The organism is Streptococcus suis YS56, assembly GCF_000440115.1.
Taxonomy (GTDB): Bacteria; Bacillota; Bacilli; order Lactobacillales; family Streptococcaceae; genus Streptococcus; species Streptococcus suis_L.
Genome location: NZ_ALMY01000081.1, coordinates 70,441 through 87,348, shown reverse-complemented (window position 1 = coordinate 87,348; position 16,908 = coordinate 70,441). Strand labels below are relative to the sequence as shown.

At 42.4% G+C, this 16,908-nt stretch carries 18 protein-coding genes; 13 read left to right on the top strand and 5 right to left on the bottom strand.

What is annotated here, in order from left to right; genetic code table 11:
• Positions 1-34: 34 nt before the first annotated feature.
• Genes glgA through SST62_RS0110305 form a run of 5 tightly spaced genes read right to left on the bottom strand, consistent with a single transcriptional unit; the run spans position 35 to position 4,819 of the window.
• Positions 35-1,480, bottom strand: coding sequence for a glycogen synthase GlgA (gene glgA, locus SST62_RS0110320; protein ID WP_024385259.1), 1,446 nt, complete (start codon positions 1,478-1,480; stop codon positions 35-37).
• A gap of 8 nt (positions 1,481-1,488) precedes the next feature.
• Positions 1,489-2,604 carry a glucose-1-phosphate adenylyltransferase subunit GlgD gene (glgD, locus tag SST62_RS0110315; protein WP_009909890.1) on the bottom strand — a complete coding sequence of 372 codons (1,116 nt, stop codon included), beginning with the start codon at positions 2,602-2,604 and terminating at the stop codon, positions 1,489-1,491.
• A 12-nt stretch (positions 2,605-2,616) separates the two neighbouring features.
• Complete coding sequence (locus tag SST62_RS0110310) at positions 2,617-3,744, bottom strand: glucose-1-phosphate adenylyltransferase (RefSeq protein WP_029187288.1); 1,128 nt, start codon at positions 3,742-3,744, stop codon at positions 2,617-2,619.
• Positions 3,731-3,859 carry a hypothetical protein gene (locus SST62_RS1000000113030; protein WP_266578767.1) on the bottom strand — a complete coding sequence of 43 codons (129 nt, stop codon included), beginning with the start codon at positions 3,857-3,859 and terminating at the stop codon, positions 3,731-3,733. Before SST62_RS1000000113030 ends, SST62_RS0110310 begins: the two co-directional genes overlap by 14 nt.
• A gap of 48 nt (positions 3,860-3,907) precedes the next feature.
• A complete protein-coding gene (locus tag SST62_RS0110305) occupies positions 3,908-4,819 on the bottom strand; it encodes a LysR family transcriptional regulator (RefSeq protein WP_029187287.1) in 912 nt (303 codons plus the stop codon).
• A 214-nt stretch (positions 4,820-5,033) separates the two neighbouring features.
• Between SST62_RS0110305 and SST62_RS0110300 the strand changes: the two genes are divergently transcribed.
• The 13 genes from SST62_RS0110300 to SST62_RS0110240 all read left to right on the top strand — a co-directional run bounded on the left by SST62_RS0110300 (position 5,034) and on the right by SST62_RS0110240 (position 16,908).
• Entirely contained in the window at positions 5,034-5,807 is a 774-nt protein-coding gene (locus tag SST62_RS0110300; protein ID WP_029187286.1) for a dihydroorotate dehydrogenase electron transfer subunit, read from the top strand.
• A gap of 9 nt (positions 5,808-5,816) precedes the next feature.
• Positions 5,817-6,758, top strand: a complete 942-nt coding sequence (locus tag SST62_RS0110295; protein WP_029187285.1) for a dihydroorotate dehydrogenase — start codon at positions 5,817-5,819, stop codon at positions 6,756-6,758.
• Between the two features lie 164 nt (positions 6,759-6,922).
• Positions 6,923-7,618 (top strand): orotidine-5'-phosphate decarboxylase, encoded by a 696-nt coding sequence (gene pyrF, locus SST62_RS0110290; protein WP_029187284.1) that lies wholly within the window; start codon positions 6,923-6,925, stop codon positions 7,616-7,618.
• Positions 7,611-7,937 carry an inorganic diphosphatase gene (locus tag SST62_RS0110285; protein ID WP_029187283.1) on the top strand — a complete coding sequence of 109 codons (327 nt, stop codon included), beginning with the start codon at positions 7,611-7,613 and terminating at the stop codon, positions 7,935-7,937. Before pyrF ends, SST62_RS0110285 begins: the two co-directional genes overlap by 8 nt.
• Before the next feature lie 137 nt (positions 7,938-8,074).
• Positions 8,075-8,707 carry an orotate phosphoribosyltransferase gene (gene pyrE / locus SST62_RS0110280; protein WP_014637891.1) on the top strand — a complete coding sequence of 211 codons (633 nt, stop codon included), beginning with the start codon at positions 8,075-8,077 and terminating at the stop codon, positions 8,705-8,707.
• Positions 8,708-8,815: 108 nt separating this feature from the next.
• The gene (locus SST62_RS0110275) at positions 8,816-9,742 is read left to right on the top strand and encodes a glycosyltransferase family 2 protein (RefSeq protein WP_029187282.1); all 927 of its coding nucleotides are present in this window, start codon (positions 8,816-8,818) and stop codon (positions 9,740-9,742) included.
• Positions 9,743-9,751: 9 nt separating this feature from the next.
• Positions 9,752-10,405 (top strand): uracil-DNA glycosylase, encoded by a 654-nt coding sequence (locus SST62_RS0110270; protein ID WP_002939547.1) that lies wholly within the window; start codon positions 9,752-9,754, stop codon positions 10,403-10,405.
• A gap of 39 nt (positions 10,406-10,444) precedes the next feature.
• Positions 10,445-11,713 carry a dihydroorotase gene (locus SST62_RS0110265; protein WP_029187281.1) on the top strand — a complete coding sequence of 423 codons (1,269 nt, stop codon included), beginning with the start codon at positions 10,445-10,447 and terminating at the stop codon, positions 11,711-11,713.
• 130 nt (positions 11,714-11,843) lie between these two features.
• Positions 11,844-13,958, top strand: a complete 2,115-nt coding sequence (gene nt5e, locus SST62_RS0110260) for a cell surface ecto-5'-nucleotidase Nt5e (protein ID WP_032499450.1) — start codon at positions 11,844-11,846, stop codon at positions 13,956-13,958.
• A gap of 51 nt (positions 13,959-14,009) precedes the next feature.
• On the top strand, positions 14,010-14,657 hold the full coding sequence (locus tag SST62_RS0110255) for a Maf family protein (protein WP_029187279.1): 648 nt from the start codon (positions 14,010-14,012) through the stop codon (positions 14,655-14,657).
• 51 nt (positions 14,658-14,708) lie between these two features.
• A complete protein-coding gene (locus SST62_RS0110250; RefSeq protein WP_002936504.1) occupies positions 14,709-15,197 on the top strand; it encodes a YkgJ family cysteine cluster protein in 489 nt (162 codons plus the stop codon).
• A 99-nt stretch (positions 15,198-15,296) separates the two neighbouring features.
• Positions 15,297-16,148: a ribosome biogenesis GTPase YlqF gene (gene ylqF / locus SST62_RS0110245; protein WP_014636964.1), complete on the top strand. Its 852-nt coding sequence runs from the start codon at positions 15,297-15,299 to the stop codon at positions 16,146-16,148.
• Entirely contained in the window at positions 16,135-16,908 is a 774-nt protein-coding gene (locus tag SST62_RS0110240; protein WP_029187278.1) for a ribonuclease HII, read from the top strand. Before ylqF ends, SST62_RS0110240 begins: the two co-directional genes overlap by 14 nt.

Genomic DNA, 16,908 nt, shown 5'->3' with positions numbered 1-16,908 from the left:
CACTCCGATTCAGTTTATTTTTTCATCTTATTTCCTAACCACTAATTTCACGGTAGAGCCAGATGTATTTCTCTGCCGAAGCTGTCCAACTAAAATCACGCTTCATAGCTTGTTCAACCATGGCATGCCAGTCATCTGGACGATCATAGTAGGTTTGAAGGGCTAAATCATAGACTTGTCGCATATTGTAAGCGTCACGCCCTCCAAAGCTAAAACCAGTTCCTTCTTTGGTAGACATATTGTATGGTGCTACAGTATCAACCAAGCCACCTGTTTCACGCACTAGAGGGAGTGTTCCGTAATGCATTGAAATCAACTGGCTAATGCCGCATGGTTCAAACATAGAAGGCATGAGGAAGAGATCGCTTGCTGCATAAATTTGGTGGGCAAGTGGTTCATTGTAACCACGGTAGAATGCAAATTTATCAGGATAGGCGTGTTTAAAGTGATTAAAGGCATTTTCAATGTCTTCCTCACCATTGCCTAAGATAACAAATTGGACATGGGCTTGAAGAAGATGACCAAGTACCTCGGTCAAGAGATAGAACCCTTTTTGCCATGTCAAGCGAGAGACGATACCTATCAATAGGACATTCTCATCTTGTGGAAGGGCAAATTGTGCTTGCAGGGCCAGTTTATTAGCCTTTTTACTTTCAATCGTTTCAAGACTATAATTTCTCACAAGGTATTGGTCTGTTTGACTATCCCAACTATCATAGTCGATACCATTGACAATGCCAACCAAGTCATATTTGCGCAACTCTAGTACATGTTGCATGTTTTCGCCGAATTCTTCCGTTAGGATTTCGCGAGCATAAGTTTCAGAAACTGTAGTAACCTTGTCAGCGTATAGGATACCAAGCTTCATGAAGCTGATACATTCATCATGAAAACGTGCAATACCATCCAAATAGTAGCTATAGTCCATGCCAAGCGCTGACCAAAGCGCTTGTTTATGGAAAATTCCCTGAAAAGCCAAGTTATGAATAGTGAATACATGCTTGATATTGCGGAATTCTTCGCGGTAGCTATAGAAAGTACGGCAAAGGAATGGAAGGGCAGCAGTGTGCCAGTCATGTGTGTGCATGACATCCGGGAAGAAATGAAGTGCTTCTAACAGACGACATGTAGCATGTTGGAAATAGCCAAAACGCATGGCATCATCGTCATATCCATATAGTTCATCGCGTTCAAAGAAATCGCGGTGCTCAATAAAATAGAATGTTACTCCATCAACAACCTGACTGTAAACATTTGCCATAGATTGGATGTCGCCAGCTCGCACATCAAAACTTGATACGTAATCGAAATCAGAGTGATTATTTACTGCAATTTTTTTGTAGAGTGGTAGAACGACTCGGACATCTAAACCCTGTTTTACCAATTCTTTTGGCAAAGAGCCAATAACATCAGCCAATCCGCCAGTCTTGATGAACGGAAGTCCCTCGGATGCTACAAAGAGAACAGATTTTTTTGTCATGTTAGCTCCTAAATGATTTGGTGTGGTTTCAAGTATGAAGGCGAAGTTTCGCTTCCCTTGATGTCAATTGGGTGAATAATTTTAGTTGCTTTATCGATAATTGCATTTTCAATATTTGCCCCACTCTTGATTGTCACGCCATTGAGAATGATTGAGTTTTTGATAACAACGCCTTCTTCGATGATAACATCGCGGTCAATGACTGAATTTTCGACTTGACCATTGATGTTTGCCCCGTTTGAAATTAGGCTACGTTTGACCTCTGCCAATGGACCATACAAACATGGTGAGCTATCACTTGTTTGGGTATGGATTGGCCAATCATGTTTGAAGAGGAGTTTGCGGGTATCTTGGTCAATCAATTCAATTTGAGTATTGAAGTAGGAAGCAGTCGTATTGATACATGCGACATAATCACGATGTGCATAGCCCATAATCTTGTACTGGTCAACTGTATCACGTAAAATATCTTTTAACCAGTAGAGAGACGACACTTTGTTAGCACGTTTAATCAAGTCGATAAATGTAGTCCGTTTCATAATGTAGGCTTCAAGGGAAACGGGACGGTTTTTATATTTACCATGGTTTTCCTCAAAAGCTACGACACGATGGTCTTCACCAAATTTGAGAGTTTGGCAGCCGATGAAATTTTCTTTAGCATCTGAAACGTTTTTATAAAGAACGGTAATATCAGCATCCGTTGCGATATGGTCATCCATGACTTTTGAAAAATCCTGGCTATAGATAAAGTAAGATGGAGCAACTAGCACATAATCTTTTGTAGAATTTTCGATGTAGTGGATGTTTTCTGTGAAGGCATTAATATCATGACGATAGACACTATTTGGGTCTGTTGCGCTATTGAGCAAGCGAAGGGTACCGCGTTTACTGTTGATATTATAGTGTTTTCCTGTACCAACGTGCTGAATTGTTGAACGCATTTCGGCAGGCATGTACACTTGGAATTCTGTAATTCCAGAGTTTGACATATTGGATAGAGCAAAGTCAATTAGGCGATAACGACCTAAGAAACCGAAAGCTTGTACGCCACGGTGCTTCATCACATCACCAAAATGTACATTGTTTCCTTCAATATTTACAATTCCGAGAGTATTTCTTAGCATAGCAGTCCTTTCTTACTTGGTTACATTCTTGTCGATCAAGAGGATATGGTCGATGTCTCCTGTGAGTTTAACTCCGTCAGCAATTTTAATATTTTCAGCGACGATGACGTAGTCAAGCTCAACACCTTCGCCGATAATAGCACCAGGCAGGACGACAGAATTTTTTACGACGGCATTTTGGTTGACCTGTACATCTGTTGAAATAACAGAATGTTCTACTGTACCATCAATAACTGCTCCTTTATCAATATAGGCAGATTTAACAGTTGCAGTCGCACCAATGACTTGGGCAGGAGATCCCTTATCCTCTGAATAGATTCTCCATGAGCGATCAGAAAGGTCCAAATCTCCAGCGTGATCAATCAAGTCCATATTGGATTCCCAGAGGCTGTTAACGGTTCCTACGTCTTTCCAATAACCACGGAATGGATGGGCAATGAGAGTGCGACCATCTTCCAAGTATTTAGGAATGATGTCATGACCAAAGTCGTGTGAAGAAGTTTCAGATTTATCATCTTCTTGGAGATATTTTTTCAAGGTCTTCCAAGTGAAGATATAGATACCCATTGATGCCAAATTGCTCTTAGGATTTTCTGGTTTTTCTTCAAATTCTTCAATACGGTAATCTTCGTCCGTATTCATGATACCAAAACGTGAAGCTTCTTTGATTGAAACTTCGATAACCGCAATCGTGGCATCTGCTTTTTTCTGAATATGTGTATCAAGGAGTTTGTCGTAGTTCATCTTGTAGATATGATCTCCTGAAAGAATGAGGACGTATTCAGGGTCATGAAGATCGATGAAGTCAATATTTTGAGTGATTGCATCAGCTGTGCCCTTGTAAAGACCAAAACCTTCAATCTTCTCACTTGGTGGCAGGACAAAGATACCAGAACCTTGTACGTCCAAGCCCCAACGTTGAGATTGTGCAACATAAGAGTTTAATAATACAGGTTCATACTGGGTCAATACACCGACAATATCGATACCAGAGTTGGCACAGTTACTGAGGGGAAAATCAATAATACGGTATTTTCCTCCAAATGCGACCGCTGGTTTAGCGACTTTCTTTGTCAAACCTTCAAGACGAGTACCACGTCCACCAGCAAGAATCATAGCTAACATTTTATTTTGAGCCATCTAACCACTCCTTAATATATATGATATGTGTATTATAGCATAAACTATAAAAAAATGAAAGCGTTTCCTTAAAGAAAAATGAATTATTTTCATTTTTCTTTTCAACGTCTTTCATAAATGTATCATAACATATTGTATTTTGTTTGTCTATATAAAATGGTATTTATTTTTGGTCGAATTTTACCTCTTCAAGTAGGTAATTGATAAATTTTTCTCCCATGTCGGACAGCAATGCCTTTTCATGTTGGATATAGACCAATTCAATCTCATCATCAAATTCAAGTGGAATAGATACGATATTATCCCCATTAAGATTTGAATTTAAGATACCAGTCGCAATTGTATAGCCATCCAGACCAATTAAGAGATTAAAGAGGGTGGCTCGGTCGGAAACAACGATCGATTTTTTATGGTGTTCCTGTGCCAAAATCTCTTCGGCAAAGTAGAAGGAGTTATGGATACCTTGCTCATAGCTGAGATAGGGGAAATCCACTAAATCATCAAGAGTGATTGATTTCTTCTGTGCTAAAGGATTTGTCTTGCTGACAAATACGTGTGGTTTCGCAGTAAATAGATGCGTATAAGATAGGCGGTTATCGTCCAAGAGTTTTAGCAAAACATCACGGTTAAAATGGTTGAGGAAGAGCACTCCGATTTCTGAGCGGAAATTCTTAACGTCATCAATGATTTCCCAGGTCCGCGTTTCACGTAGGAAGAGTTCATAATCTTCCATTTCAGTTTCTTTCAAAAGCGAGACAAAGGCGTTGACGACAAAGGCATAGTGTTGAGAAGAGACGCTAAATAGTTGGCGTTTTGCATTCGGATTTTTATAGCGGTCTTCCAATAGTTCGGTCTGCTCAACAATTTGACGAGCGTAGGAAAGAAACTCCATGCCGTCCTTTGTCAGGGTAATGCCCTTAGAATTACGGAAAAAGATTTTAATTTTCATTTCTTTTTCCAGGTCTCGTACAGCGTTGGAAAGGCTGGGTTGGGTAATGAAGAGTTGCTTGGCAGCCTCATTCATACTGCCTGTTTCTGCAATTTTGATAATATAGTATAATTGTTGGATTCTCATACCTCTATTGTAACATGATTTGACAAATTATTCTAAAAAATGTATAATGCTGAAAATATATCCTTTAACTGAGTCCAGAGAGGCGAAGAAGGGAACGTGATAAATAGGGTAAATGTTGCCTTCTTTTCGTGTAACCTTGCTAGCCAGCAAGGTTTTTTTCTCTATATCGACTTTCTTGTTTTCTGTGTCATTGTTATATAGATTAGGAGAAAAGATGATTTTAAAAGAACAGATGTTACTGGTGGACCAAGTCCAACTAGCGCCACGAATTTTTGCTATGACCTTGCAGGGTAATATGGTCCAAGATATGAAAATGGGTCAGTTTATCCATATTCGTGTCCCAGATGATTCCATGCTCTTGCGGAGACCAATATCTATTTCCGAGATTGATAGGAATAAGTCTCAATGTCGGATTATTTACCGAGTGGAAGGTCAAGGGACGGAAGTCTTTTCGAAAATGACTGTTGGGCAGTATTTGGATGTTATGGGACCGCTTGGGAAAGGGTTTGAAGTAGACTTTCTCAAAGAAGATGACCGCATTCTCATCATTGGAGGAGGAATCGGTGTTCCTCCCTTGGTGGAAGTGGCGAAACAGGCGGCGAACCGTGGCGCCAAAGTCACGTCAATCATTGGTTTTGCCACCAAAGAGGCCGTCATTTTGGAAGAGGAACTGGCAAGCTACGGGGTGGTCTATGTCACAACGGATGATGGTTCCTATGGGCGTAAGGGGAATGTCGCAACGGTCGTTGAACAGCTGACAAACGAGTTTGCAGCCATTTACTCATGTGGGGCGCCTGCTATGATGAACTATGTTGACCAACGCTTTCAGGACCATCCTCATGCCTACATTTCACTGGAGGCTAGGATGGCTTGCGGGATGGGGGCGTGCTATGCCTGTGTTGTCAAACCTAAAGAGGGACAAGAACACGAGAACAAGCGTGTCTGCAAGGAAGGTCCAGTCTTTGCGACTGGCAGTCTGATTTTATAGGAGGTTGAAATGACAAAACGATTAGCGATTTCCTTATCAGGCTTGGACTTGAAAAATCCCATCATTCCAGCCTCTGGCTGCTTCGGTTTTGGTCAGGAGTATGCAGATTATTATGACCTTAACCAGCTTGGTTCCATTATGATTAAGGCGACTACCCGTCATCCTCGTTATGGCAATGCGACTCCCCGTGTAGCCGAGACACCAGCAGGTATGCTCAATGCCATTGGACTTCAAAATCCAGGTGTTGATGCAGTCTTATCCGAAAAATTACCATGGCTAGCGCAACATTTTCCAGATTTGCCAATCATTGCCAATGTGGCTGGCTTTTCTAATGAAGAATATGCTTATGTGTCAGGAAAAATTTCAAAGGCTCCAAACGTAAAAGCTATCGAGTTGAACATTTCCTGTCCCAATGTGGACCACGGAAATAATGGTCTCTTGATTGGACAGGTACCAGAATTAGCCTATCAAGCAGTAAAAGCAGCAGTCGAAGCCTCATCTGTCCCTGTTTACGTTAAGCTGACACCAAGTGTGGCAGACATAACCTTGTTGGCCAAGGCTGCTGAGGATGCTGGAGCGACTGGCTTGACGATGATAAATACCTTGGTTGGTATGCGATTCAATCTCAAAACTCGACAACCAATCTTGGCAAATGGTACAGGAGGAATGTCAGGTCCAGCAGTTTTTCCGGTTGCTCTCAAACTCATTCGTCAGGTTGCTCAGATGACTGATTTACCTATTATTGGTATGGGTGGTGTGGATACGGCGGACAAGGCTATAGAGATGATGGTTGCAGGAGCTTCAGCTGTAGGGGTAGGAACAGCCAACTTTACAGACCCATTTGCTTGTCCAAAGATTATTCAAGACTTGCCAAAACGCATGGAAGTTTATGGTATTGATAGTTTGGAAGGTTTACGCCGAGAAATCAGACATAGCTTGGGTAAGCGTTGACAAAGGTAAAATAAAAGAGTAATATAAAGAAAATATCTCCTTTAACTAAGTCCAGAGAGGCTAGGAAGGTGTCATGTAATAGGCTTGAAAGGTGATTTTCAAGCTGAATTCGTGCACATCCCTGACCGATTTGGCAGGGATTTTTGTGTAAATGAAAGGATTTTATGAAAGAAACAAGACCAATTATTGCCCTTGACTTTGCAGGTAAAGAAGAAGTTCAGTCTTTTCTGGAACAGTTTCCAGCAGATGAGAAACTCTATGTAAAGGTTGGAATGGAGTTGTATTATGCGGAGGGACCAGGTATTATCAATTATTTGAAAGGCTGCGGTCACAGTATTTTTCTAGATTTGAAACTGCATGATATTCCTAATACCGTCGAGTCTGCTATGAAAGTCTTGGCAAAACTCGGTGTGGATATGACCAACGTTCACGCTGCTGGTGGTGTTGAGATGATGCGGGCAGCACGAAGGGGATTGGGTAAGGATGCTGTTTTAATAGCGGTCACTCAGTTGACCTCTACCTCAGAGGAGCAGATGAGAACAGACCAGAATATACAGACTAGTTTGCAGGAAGCGGTTGTTCATTATGCTCAAAGAGCACAAGAAGCTGGTCTTGATGGGGTGGTTTGTTCAGCGCATGAGGTGGCTTTGATTAAAGATGCCACAAGTTCTGATTTTGTGTGCCTGACGCCAGGGATTCGTCCGACTGGCGGTGAAGTAGGCGATCAGAAACGAGTTATGACACCAGCAGATGCTGCTCGAATCGGTAGTGATTACATCGTAGTAGGTCGCCCGATTACGAGAGCCGACCATCCTTACCAGACCTATTTGTCTATTAAAGAGGAATGGAATCGTGAATAAGGTTTATCAGGTTATCATCGATAGACCTATCGGGTATATTGATAAATTTGGCAACCAGTACCCCATCAATTACGGCTACGTCCCAAATCTATTGGCTGGAGATGGTGAAGAGCAAGATGTTTACATCATTTCCAAAGATGTTCGGCAGCCTTTGACAGCTTTCGAGGGGAAATTGGTCACGATTATCCATCGCAGAGATGATGTTGAGGATAAATGGGTTCTGACAGGTCTTGATGAAAAACTTACCGTGACAGAAATAAAAGAGAAAACCAATTTCATTGAACAGTATTTTAATTCATGGATTGAAATGGTGGACTAGGAGAAGTCTGTAAGAATTCAACAGGGATAAATATAGTTTTTTGTAGGGTTCATAGATTGAACCAATACTTTAGGAGTGACAGGCTATTCGGCGGGATGGTCATGTTGGAATGGTACGCATTTAGAAGGAGGTCTATTATGACACTAGCAACAGAAATCGCATCACACTTATTGGATATTAAGGCAGTTCATCTGCGCCCTGAAAAGCCGTTTACATGGGCATCAGGTATCAAATCCCCTATCTATACAGATAATCGTATTACACTATCTTATCCTGAAACTCGAAATTTGATTGAAGATGGCTTTGTCCAACGCATTGAAGAGGAATTTCCTGAGGTTGAGGTGATTGCCGGAACGGCCACAGCAGGTATTCCTCATGGCGCTATCATTGCAGATCGGATGAATTTGCCATTTGCTTATATCCGTAGCAAACCAAAAGACCATGGTGCAGGGAATCAATTAGAGGGGCGCATCGTCAAGGGACAAAAAATGGTTGTCGTTGAAGACTTGATTTCTACTGGAGGGTCTGTTCTAGATGCCGTAGCAGCAGCTGAGCGTGAAGGCGCTGACGTTATTGGTGTTGTGGCAATCTTTACTTATGAATTGCCAAAGGCAGATCGTAATTTTGACAATGCTGGCGTGAAATTGGTGACGCTCAGCAATTATTCAGAGTTAATCAAGGTCGCAAAAGTACAGGGATATATCAATGCAGATGGTTTGAATCTGCTTAAAAAGTTCCGTCAAAATCAAGAAACTTGGCAGGAAGACTAGATTTAAAACGAGCCCACGCACGATTTCTGGGAACTTATCCTGTAAAATGGTATAATAGTCTCTAACGTATTTTGAGAATACAATAATTGACCGTATGAGGAGAAGAACATGATTTCAGTTATCGTGCCTTGTTTTAATGAAGAAGAGGCAATTCCCTATTTTTACGATGCTATGGAGAAAGTTCGTAAGGAGATGGGGGAACAATTTGAGTATATTTTTGTCAATGATGGTTCAAAGGATAGGACATTAACGGTTTTACGCCAATTGTCTGGTCAAGATCGAGCTGTTCGCTATCTTTCCTTTTCAAGGAATTTCGGGAAAGAAGCTGCTCTCTATGCAGGTCTACAAGCTGCGAAAGGTGAACTAGTGACTGTCATGGATGTTGATTTGCAAGATCCACCTGAAATGTTGATGGAAATGAAGGCTATGTTGGATGGAAATCCAGATTTAGATTGCGTTGGAACCCGTCGTGTCAGTCGTGATGGTGAGCCACCGATTCGAAGCTTTTTTGCAAAATTATTCTACAAATTGATGAATAAAATCAGCCAGGTCGAGGTAGTAGACGGTGCCCGTGATTTCCGTCTCATGCGTCGTCACATGGTAGATGCTATTCTATCTGTGTCTGAATACAATCGCTTTTCAAAAGGCATTTTTGCTTGGGTTGGATTCGAGACAGAATACTTGCCATATGAAAATGTTGAGAGGGTCGCTGGTGAAACTAGTTGGTCTTTCTGGAAATTGCTTTCTTATTCTATTGAAGGAATCATCAATTTTTCAGATACACCTTTGAATATTGCCTCCTATACAGGTTTCTTCACCTTCCTGTTGTCGCTAGTTCTAATGGTTTTTGTGGTTTTCAAAACCTTGGTGTTCGGAGATCCTACAATTGGCTGGCCGTCGACTATTTGTATCATCCTATTTTTGGGAGGTCTGCAGTTGATGACCATTGGTATTCTCGGTAAATATTTGGCAAAAGTTTTCTTGGAAACGAAGAAACGTCCGATTTATATTGTTAAAGAGAAAAGTTCAAACTAGGAGCAGTTTATGGAACATTCAGCTTGGCACGAATTGATAAAGGCACAGTTGCCAGAGCATTATTTTGGTAAAATCAATCAGTTTTTAGATCATGTTTATGCTGGTGGAACCATTTATCCGCCTCGTGAGAAGGTATTTGCTGCCATTCAAACAACGGATTTGGAAGAGGTTAAAGTAGTTATTTTGGGACAGGATCCCTATCACGGACCTGGTCAGGCACAGGGCTTGTCGTTTTCTGTTCCGAACTCGGTACCAGCTCCGCCATCTCTTCAAAACATCTTAAAAGAATTGACGGATGATATTGGCGTCAAACAAGATCATGATTTGACAGCCTGGGCGGAACAAGGTGTGCTTTTGCTCAATGCTTGTTTAACTGTTCCAGCAGGTCAGGCAAATGGACATGCAGGGCAAATTTGGGAGCCTTTTACGGACGCTGTTATTAAGGTGGTCAATAGCTTAGACCAGCCTGTTGTCTATATTCTTTGGGGTGCTTATGCTCGCAAGAAAAAGGCGTTGATAACCAATCCAAAACATCTGGTTATCGAATCTGCTCATCCAAGCCCTCTTTCAGCTTATAGAGGTTTCTTTGGAAGCAAGCCCTTCTCACAAGCAAATGCCTACTTGACTTCACAAGGCAGAACAGGAATTGATTGGCTTCGATAGTAGATGGTAATGGCTTTGGTACTACAAAGGAGAATATGAATGTTATTAGTGAAAAATGGTCGAGTGTTGGATCCGCAATCAGGTTTAGACAAGGTTTGCGACATCTTGATGGACGGAAGTAAGATTGTTAAGATCGCGGAGTCGATTTCTGCTGACGTTGAACAGGTGATTGATGCGACAGGATTAGTCGTTGCTCCTGGTTTGGTCGATGTTCATGTGCATTTTCGGGAGCCTGGTCAGACCCATAAAGAAGATATTCATACAGGAGCTCTTTCTGCAGCAGCGGGTGGTTTTACTTCTGTTGTCATGATGGCTAATACTAATCCGACGATTTCAAATGTTGAAACCTTAAAAGAAGTATTGGATTCCGCTAAAAAAGAAGCTATTCACATTTATAGTGTAGCAACCATTACAGATCATTTCGATGGGCAAAACCTGACCGATTTTCCTGCCTTGCTAGAAGCTGGAGCGGTGGCCTTTTCGGACGACGGTATTCCTTTGACAAATGCTGGCGTGGTTAGACAAGCTATGAAATTAGCCAAAGAGCAGGGCTGTCTCATCAGCCTGCATGAAGAAGACCCTGACCTGAATGGTGTCTTGGGACTAAACGAGCAAGTAGCTGAAAAACATTTTCATGTTTGTGGAGCAACTGGCGTAGCAGAATACAGCATGGTCGCTCGCGATGTCATGATTGCCTATGAAACGGGTGCGCGTGTTCATATCCAGCATCTATCCAAAGCCGAGTCGGTCAAGGTGGTTGAATTTGTTCAAGGTCTCGGAGCAAACGTCACGGCAGAAGTAGCCCCCCAACATTTTTCACGAACTGAGGACTTACTTCTAACAAAAGGTGCCAATGCTAAGATGAACCCTCCGCTACGATTAGAAAGTGATCGCTTGGCTGTGATTGATGGGTTGAAATCTGGTGTTATCTCTGTCATTGCGACGGATCATGCTCCTCATCACGCAGATGAGAAAAATGTAGAAGATCTCACAAAGGCCCCATCAGGAATGACAGGCTTGGAAACCTCGCTTTCACTTGGTTTGACGCATCTGGTGGAAGAAGGGCATCTGACACTCGTGCAATTGCTGGAGAAAATGACGATTAATCCAGCCAAGCTCTATGGCCTTGATGCTGGCTATCTTGCTGAAAATGGCCCAGCTGACCTTGTTATTTTTGAACCAAATGCAAATCGGTTGGTTACAGCAGATTTTGCCTCGAAGTCTGCTAATTCTCCGTTTGTTGGTGATAGTCTGAAAGGACAGGTCCTTTACACCATTGCAAATGGACAAATAGTATTTGGTAAATAGGAAATGAGCGGATTAGATAGCTAATTCGCTTATTTCGAACCTTTTTAACATGTAAGCGATTTTAATGTTTTTGTTTTTTGTTAAAAAGTGTATAATAGAGATATAAAAAATGCCGAAGAAAGGTCTATTTATGAAAAAGAAAAAAATCTTGTTGCCTGTAATGTCCACACTCTTGTTGGCTCCATTTGTTTTAGCTCAACAAGTACAAGCTGCTGAGACAACGACTGCAGCTACCACAACCAATCAGCCAGCAACGACTGATGCAACTGCTACGGTACCAGCAACGTCAGTTGAAAACGTAGCAACGGAGGAAACTGTTGTCCCTGTTGCGGAAGAAACAGTAGAGGCAGTCATTATCCACACAAACGACGTTCACGGTCGCATTCTTGAAGAAAAGAATGTCATCGGTGACGCAAAGGCTGCGGCAGTCATTGAAGAAGAACGTGCCAAAGTAGAGAATACAATTGTAGTAGATGCTGGTGATGCCTTCCAAGGACTTCCCATTTCCAACTCTACAAAAGGTGAAGACCGCGCCAATATCATGAACCAAGTCGGCTATGATGCAATGGCTGTTGGTAACCATGAATTTGACTTTGGGATGGATCAAGCAATCAAGTACAAGGAAACCTTGAACTTCCCGCTATTGAGTGCTAACACTTACGTTAATGGCGCTCGTGTTTTTGAAGCTTCAACTATCGTCGATAAAACTCCAACTGTTGTAGGTGATGAATTTGTAGTTATCGGTGTAACAACACCTGAAACTGCTACAAAAACCCATCCGAAAAATGTTGAGGGAGTAACGTTTACCGACCCAGTCACAGAAGTCAATAAAGTGATTGACGAAGTGGAAGCGCGTGCTCTAGCAGATAATCGTGTTTACAAGAACTATATCATTCTAGCTCACCTAGGTGTCGATTCAACAACACCTGTTGAATGGAGAGGCTCAACTCTTGCTGAAGCACTTTCTAAAAATAGTAAATTAGCTGGTAAACGTGTTATTGTTATCGACGGTCATTCCCACACGGTAGAAGCTACTACCTATGGGGATAATGTTACTTATAATCAAACAGGCTCTTACTTGAACAATATCGGTAAAGTAACCTTGAAATCCGATAAATTATTGGGTGAAGCTAGTTTGATTTCTGCCGCGGATACTAAAAATGTGACGCCAAATGCTAAAATTACAGCCTTGGTTGATGAAATTAAAGCAAAATATGAAGCCGAAAATGCTCAAGTAGTTATTGAAAATAACCCAGTGGAATTAAACGGAGACCGCCCAAACGTGCGTGTTCGTGAAACCAACTTGGGGAATGCAGTGACAGATGCAATCTATGCATATGGTCAAACAGGATTTTCAAACAAAACTAGCCTTGCTGTGACTAACGGTGGTGGTCTACGTGCAACAATTGCTAAGGACCAGCCTGTAACAAAAGGTGATATTATTGCTGTCTTGCCATTTGGTAACATCGTTTCCCAAATCACTGTAACTGGTCAGCAAATTTATGATATGTTTACCAAGTCTTTATCATCTACATTGCAAGTGAATCCAGAAACTGGCGAGATGCTTTTAGATGAAAATGGCATGCCGCTCTTTGAAGCTAGTGGTGGATTCCTACACATTTCAGGAGCAAATGTATTCTACGATCCAACTCTTCCTGTAGAAGAACGTGTTCTTCTTATCGGTATTCTTAATCCAGAGACTGGCGAATATGACGCCTTGGATCTTGAAAAAACGTACTATTTAGCAACAAATGACTTCCTTGCTGCTGGTGGTGACGGCTACACAATGCTTGGCGGAGCACGTGAAGAAGGTCCTTCAATGGACAGCGTCTTTGCTGAATACCTAAAGACAGCTGACTTATCAGCTTATGAGGTTGTCAACCCATATTCACGTATCATTCCTGTAAATTCAAGCATTGATACGGATGAAGATGGCTACCCAGACTTTATCGAGATTTTATTGGATACTGATCCAGAAAATCCAGCATCAAATCCAGAAACTGTTCCAGCCGAAAATACAGATTCACCATCTAATCAAGCACAAAATACTTCAGCAACGGACAAGAAGGTCCCAGTTGATTCTCCAAAAGTAGGAGATAAAAAACCAGAAGTAGCAAGTCCAGTAAAAACTACAAAAGCAGGAGTCTTGCCAAATACTGGTGACCAGATGAATCTGACGCTCAGCCTGTTTGGTTTAGGTCTTGCAGGACTGGCCATGGCAGTAGGTCGGAGAAAAGAAAACTAATCAATCATCTGAAAACAGGGTCTTCGGACTCTGTTTTTGACTGGAGGAAACATGCAAACTGTATTTCAATATCAAAAAGAGGGGGATCGTGAGCAGATTAGTTCTTACGTTCTGCTTAGCAACTCCCCACGTCGTAAACAATTATTGGGATTTTTACAACCACAAATCGCATCAGTTGAAGTGGATGAGCGTGGTATCGAAGAACATTTTATGAAACAATTCGCTACAGATGATTTTCTCACTCGAGCTGCAAAAACTTGTTGTGAAATTTCCAAAGCCAAGTCGGACATGGATTTGGTAACTGGTCATCTCTACATTTCTGCGGATACAATCGTCGTGTCAGATGGGCAAATTTTTAACAAGCCTCAAGATTTGACAGAAGCTGAAACCATATTACGTTCCTATTTTGGAAAGAGCCATCACGTTGTAACATCTGTCTGCCTACGGACAAGACACTCACTAGATGTTTTTTATACGGTTGCACAGATTGATTTTGTCGACTATTATCCAGCCCTTGAAGAGGTTATTCAATCATATATCCGTGAAAAGCAGCCACTGGATAAGGCCGGTGCCTACGGTATTCAGGAGCTGGATCCACGCTTTGTAGCAGGTATTTCTGGGGATATTCACACCATTATTGGTCTACCTGTAGCCGAAGTTTCCCGCAGGATTTTTTCTGAAGAAGGTTTTGAAAAATAGCAGAGCTCAATAGCTAGTTTGTGGTATAATAGTGGTCGAAAAGGAGAGTTTATGACCGTCGACATTGAAAGATACAAGCAATTGGCCCAGCAGAAGCAAGGAGAACATCGAAAATTTCTAGCAAATTTGAAGAAAAAAGCACCTAAAAATTTGGATAGAATTGTTCAAGATATTCATGCCGAAGTATTTTCTGAAATCGACTGTACAGAGTGTGCCAACTGTTGCAAAACGTTGGGACCGCTCTTTACAGAAGCAGATATTACCCGAATTGCCAAGCATTTACGCATGAAACTTCCAGTTTTTGAGGATATGTATTTGCGTGTGGATGAGGACGGAGATAAGGTATTTCAATCCATGCCCTGTCCCTTCCTTGGAGGCGATAATCTATGTAGTATCTATGATGCTCGTCCCAAAGCCTGTCGAGAATTTCCGCATACTGACCGCAAGAAGATTTATCAAATCAACAATTTAACAATAAAAAATACTCTGATTTGTCCCGCAGCCTATCTCTTTGTCGAAAAGTTACGGGAGAGAATTTAAGAGGAACAAGTAAGACAAAATATTGATTTTCTGCTATAATAATAAAAAAACAAGCCGTTTTTACGGCTTTTTTCAATGAATCATATTTAGGAGGACCCCATGGCAATTATTCAATGGTTTCCGGGCCATATGTCCAAGGCTCGCAGGCAGGTGCAGGAGAACATCAAGCACGTTGATTTCGTGACCATTTTGGTCGATGCTCGCCTGCCCCTATCTAGCCAAAATCCTATGCTGACCAAGATTGTCGGCGACAAGCCCAAGCTCATGATTCTCAACAAGGTCGATTTGGCAGACCCTGTTCGTACCAAAGAATGGCAGAGCTATTTTGAAGGTCAGGGCATTCGTACCCTTGCTATCAACTCAAAAGAACAAGCGACGGTGAAAAAGGTGACCGACGCAGCCAAGAGTTTGATGAAAGACAAGATTGAACGTCTCCGCGAAAGAGGGATTCAAAAAGAGACCTTGCGAACCATGATTATCGGTATTCCAAACGCTGGAAAATCAACCCTCATGAACCGTCTGGCTGGTAAGAAAATCGCCGTTGTCGGCAACAAACCAGGTGTGACCAAAGGCCAACAGTGGCTCAAGTCAAACAAGGACCTTGAAATCCTTGATACACCAGGGATTCTCTGGCCTAAGTTTGAGGATCAGGAAGTTGGACTTAAGTTGGCTCTGACTGGAGCCATTAAGGACCAACTCTTGCCTATGGATGAAGTGACTATTTTTGGTTTGGACTATTTCAAGGCCAACTACCCAGAACGCTTGCAAGAGCGGTTCAAGGGCATGGATTTGGAGCAGGAAACGCCTGAACTCATCATGGATTGGACCAAGAAACTGGGCTTCCGTGATGATTATGACCGTTTTTACAACCTCTTTGTCAAGGATGTTCGGGACGGGCGCTTGGGCACTTATACATTAGACAGGGTGAGTGACTTAGATGGCAACGATTAAGGAAGTGACTGCTCTGCTGGCTCAGGTGGACAGTATAGACAGCCCTGTCTGGGCGGACTTGGCTCAGGATGAGCGAGCAGGGGTCCAGGCTGCTATCAAGAAACGCCAAAAGGAGCTGGAAAAAGAAGCGGCAGAAGATGCTCGCTTAGAAGCTATGCTATCTTACGAAAAAGCCCTTTATGAAAATGGGGTGGAGTTAATCGCTGGTATCGACGAAGTCGGCCGGGGGCCTCTAGCAGGTCCTGTGGTGGCAGCTGCGGTTATCTTGCCCAAAGGGTGCAAAATCCGCTACCTCAACGATTCCAAGAAAATCCCCAAGTCCAAGCACGAGTCAATCTATCAAGAAGTCATGGAGCGAGCCGTGGCAGTCGGTGTGGGCGTCAAAGATGCAGCTGTCATCGACCAGGTCAACATCTACGAGGCGACCAAGTTAGCTATGCTAGAGGCTTTGGGGCAGTTGAGCCAAGAGCCTGAACACCTTTTGATAGATGCTATGAAGTTGGATACCTCCATACCGCAAACCTCTATCATCAAGGGGGATGCCAACAGCCTTTCTATCGCAGCGGCCTCTATCGTGGCCAAGGTGACGCGGGACAAGATGATGGCGGATTATGACAAGGAGTTCTCAGGCTACGGCTTCGCCAAGAATGCTGGTTATGGAACGGCAGAGCATTTGGAAGGCTTGAACAATCTAGGTATCACGCCCATTCACCGTAAGACCTTTGAGCCCATTAAGTCTATGGTAGCAGGGGGAAACTAG

What these genes read in the sequence shown, in the direction of transcription:
- glgA (WP_024385259.1), bottom strand. Translation starts at nt 1,480, where the DNA reads ATGACAAAAAAATCTGTTCTCTTTGTAGCATCCGAGGGACTTCCGTTC.
- glgD (WP_009909890.1), bottom strand. Translation starts at nt 2,604, where the DNA reads ATGCTAAGAAATACTCTCGGAATTGTAAATATTGAAGGAAACAATGTA.
- SST62_RS0110310 (WP_029187288.1), bottom strand. Translation starts at nt 3,744, where the DNA reads ATGGCTCAAAATAAAATGTTAGCTATGATTCTTGCTGGTGGACGTGGT.
- SST62_RS1000000113030 (WP_266578767.1), bottom strand. Translation starts at nt 3,859, where the DNA reads ATGAAAGACGTTGAAAAGAAAAATGAAAATAATTCATTTTTCTTTAAG.
- SST62_RS0110305 (WP_029187287.1), bottom strand. Translation starts at nt 4,819, where the DNA reads ATGAGAATCCAACAATTATACTATATTATCAAAATTGCAGAAACAGGC.
- SST62_RS0110300 (WP_029187286.1), top strand. Translation starts at nt 5,034, where the DNA reads ATGATTTTAAAAGAACAGATGTTACTGGTGGACCAAGTCCAACTAGCG.
- SST62_RS0110295 (WP_029187285.1), top strand. Translation starts at nt 5,817, where the DNA reads ATGACAAAACGATTAGCGATTTCCTTATCAGGCTTGGACTTGAAAAAT.
- pyrF (WP_029187284.1), top strand. Translation starts at nt 6,923, where the DNA reads ATGAAAGAAACAAGACCAATTATTGCCCTTGACTTTGCAGGTAAAGAA.
- pyrE (WP_014637891.1), top strand. Translation starts at nt 8,075, where the DNA reads ATGACACTAGCAACAGAAATCGCATCACACTTATTGGATATTAAGGCA.
- SST62_RS0110275 (WP_029187282.1), top strand. Translation starts at nt 8,816, where the DNA reads ATGATTTCAGTTATCGTGCCTTGTTTTAATGAAGAAGAGGCAATTCCC.
- SST62_RS0110270 (WP_002939547.1), top strand. Translation starts at nt 9,752, where the DNA reads ATGGAACATTCAGCTTGGCACGAATTGATAAAGGCACAGTTGCCAGAG.
- SST62_RS0110265 (WP_029187281.1), top strand. Translation starts at nt 10,445, where the DNA reads ATGTTATTAGTGAAAAATGGTCGAGTGTTGGATCCGCAATCAGGTTTA.
- nt5e (WP_032499450.1), top strand. Translation starts at nt 11,844, where the DNA reads ATGAAAAAGAAAAAAATCTTGTTGCCTGTAATGTCCACACTCTTGTTG.
- SST62_RS0110255 (WP_029187279.1), top strand. Translation starts at nt 14,010, where the DNA reads ATGCAAACTGTATTTCAATATCAAAAAGAGGGGGATCGTGAGCAGATT.
- SST62_RS0110250 (WP_002936504.1), top strand. Translation starts at nt 14,709, where the DNA reads ATGACCGTCGACATTGAAAGATACAAGCAATTGGCCCAGCAGAAGCAA.
- ylqF (WP_014636964.1), top strand. Translation starts at nt 15,297, where the DNA reads ATGGCAATTATTCAATGGTTTCCGGGCCATATGTCCAAGGCTCGCAGG.
- SST62_RS0110240 (WP_029187278.1), top strand. Translation starts at nt 16,135, where the DNA reads ATGGCAACGATTAAGGAAGTGACTGCTCTGCTGGCTCAGGTGGACAGT.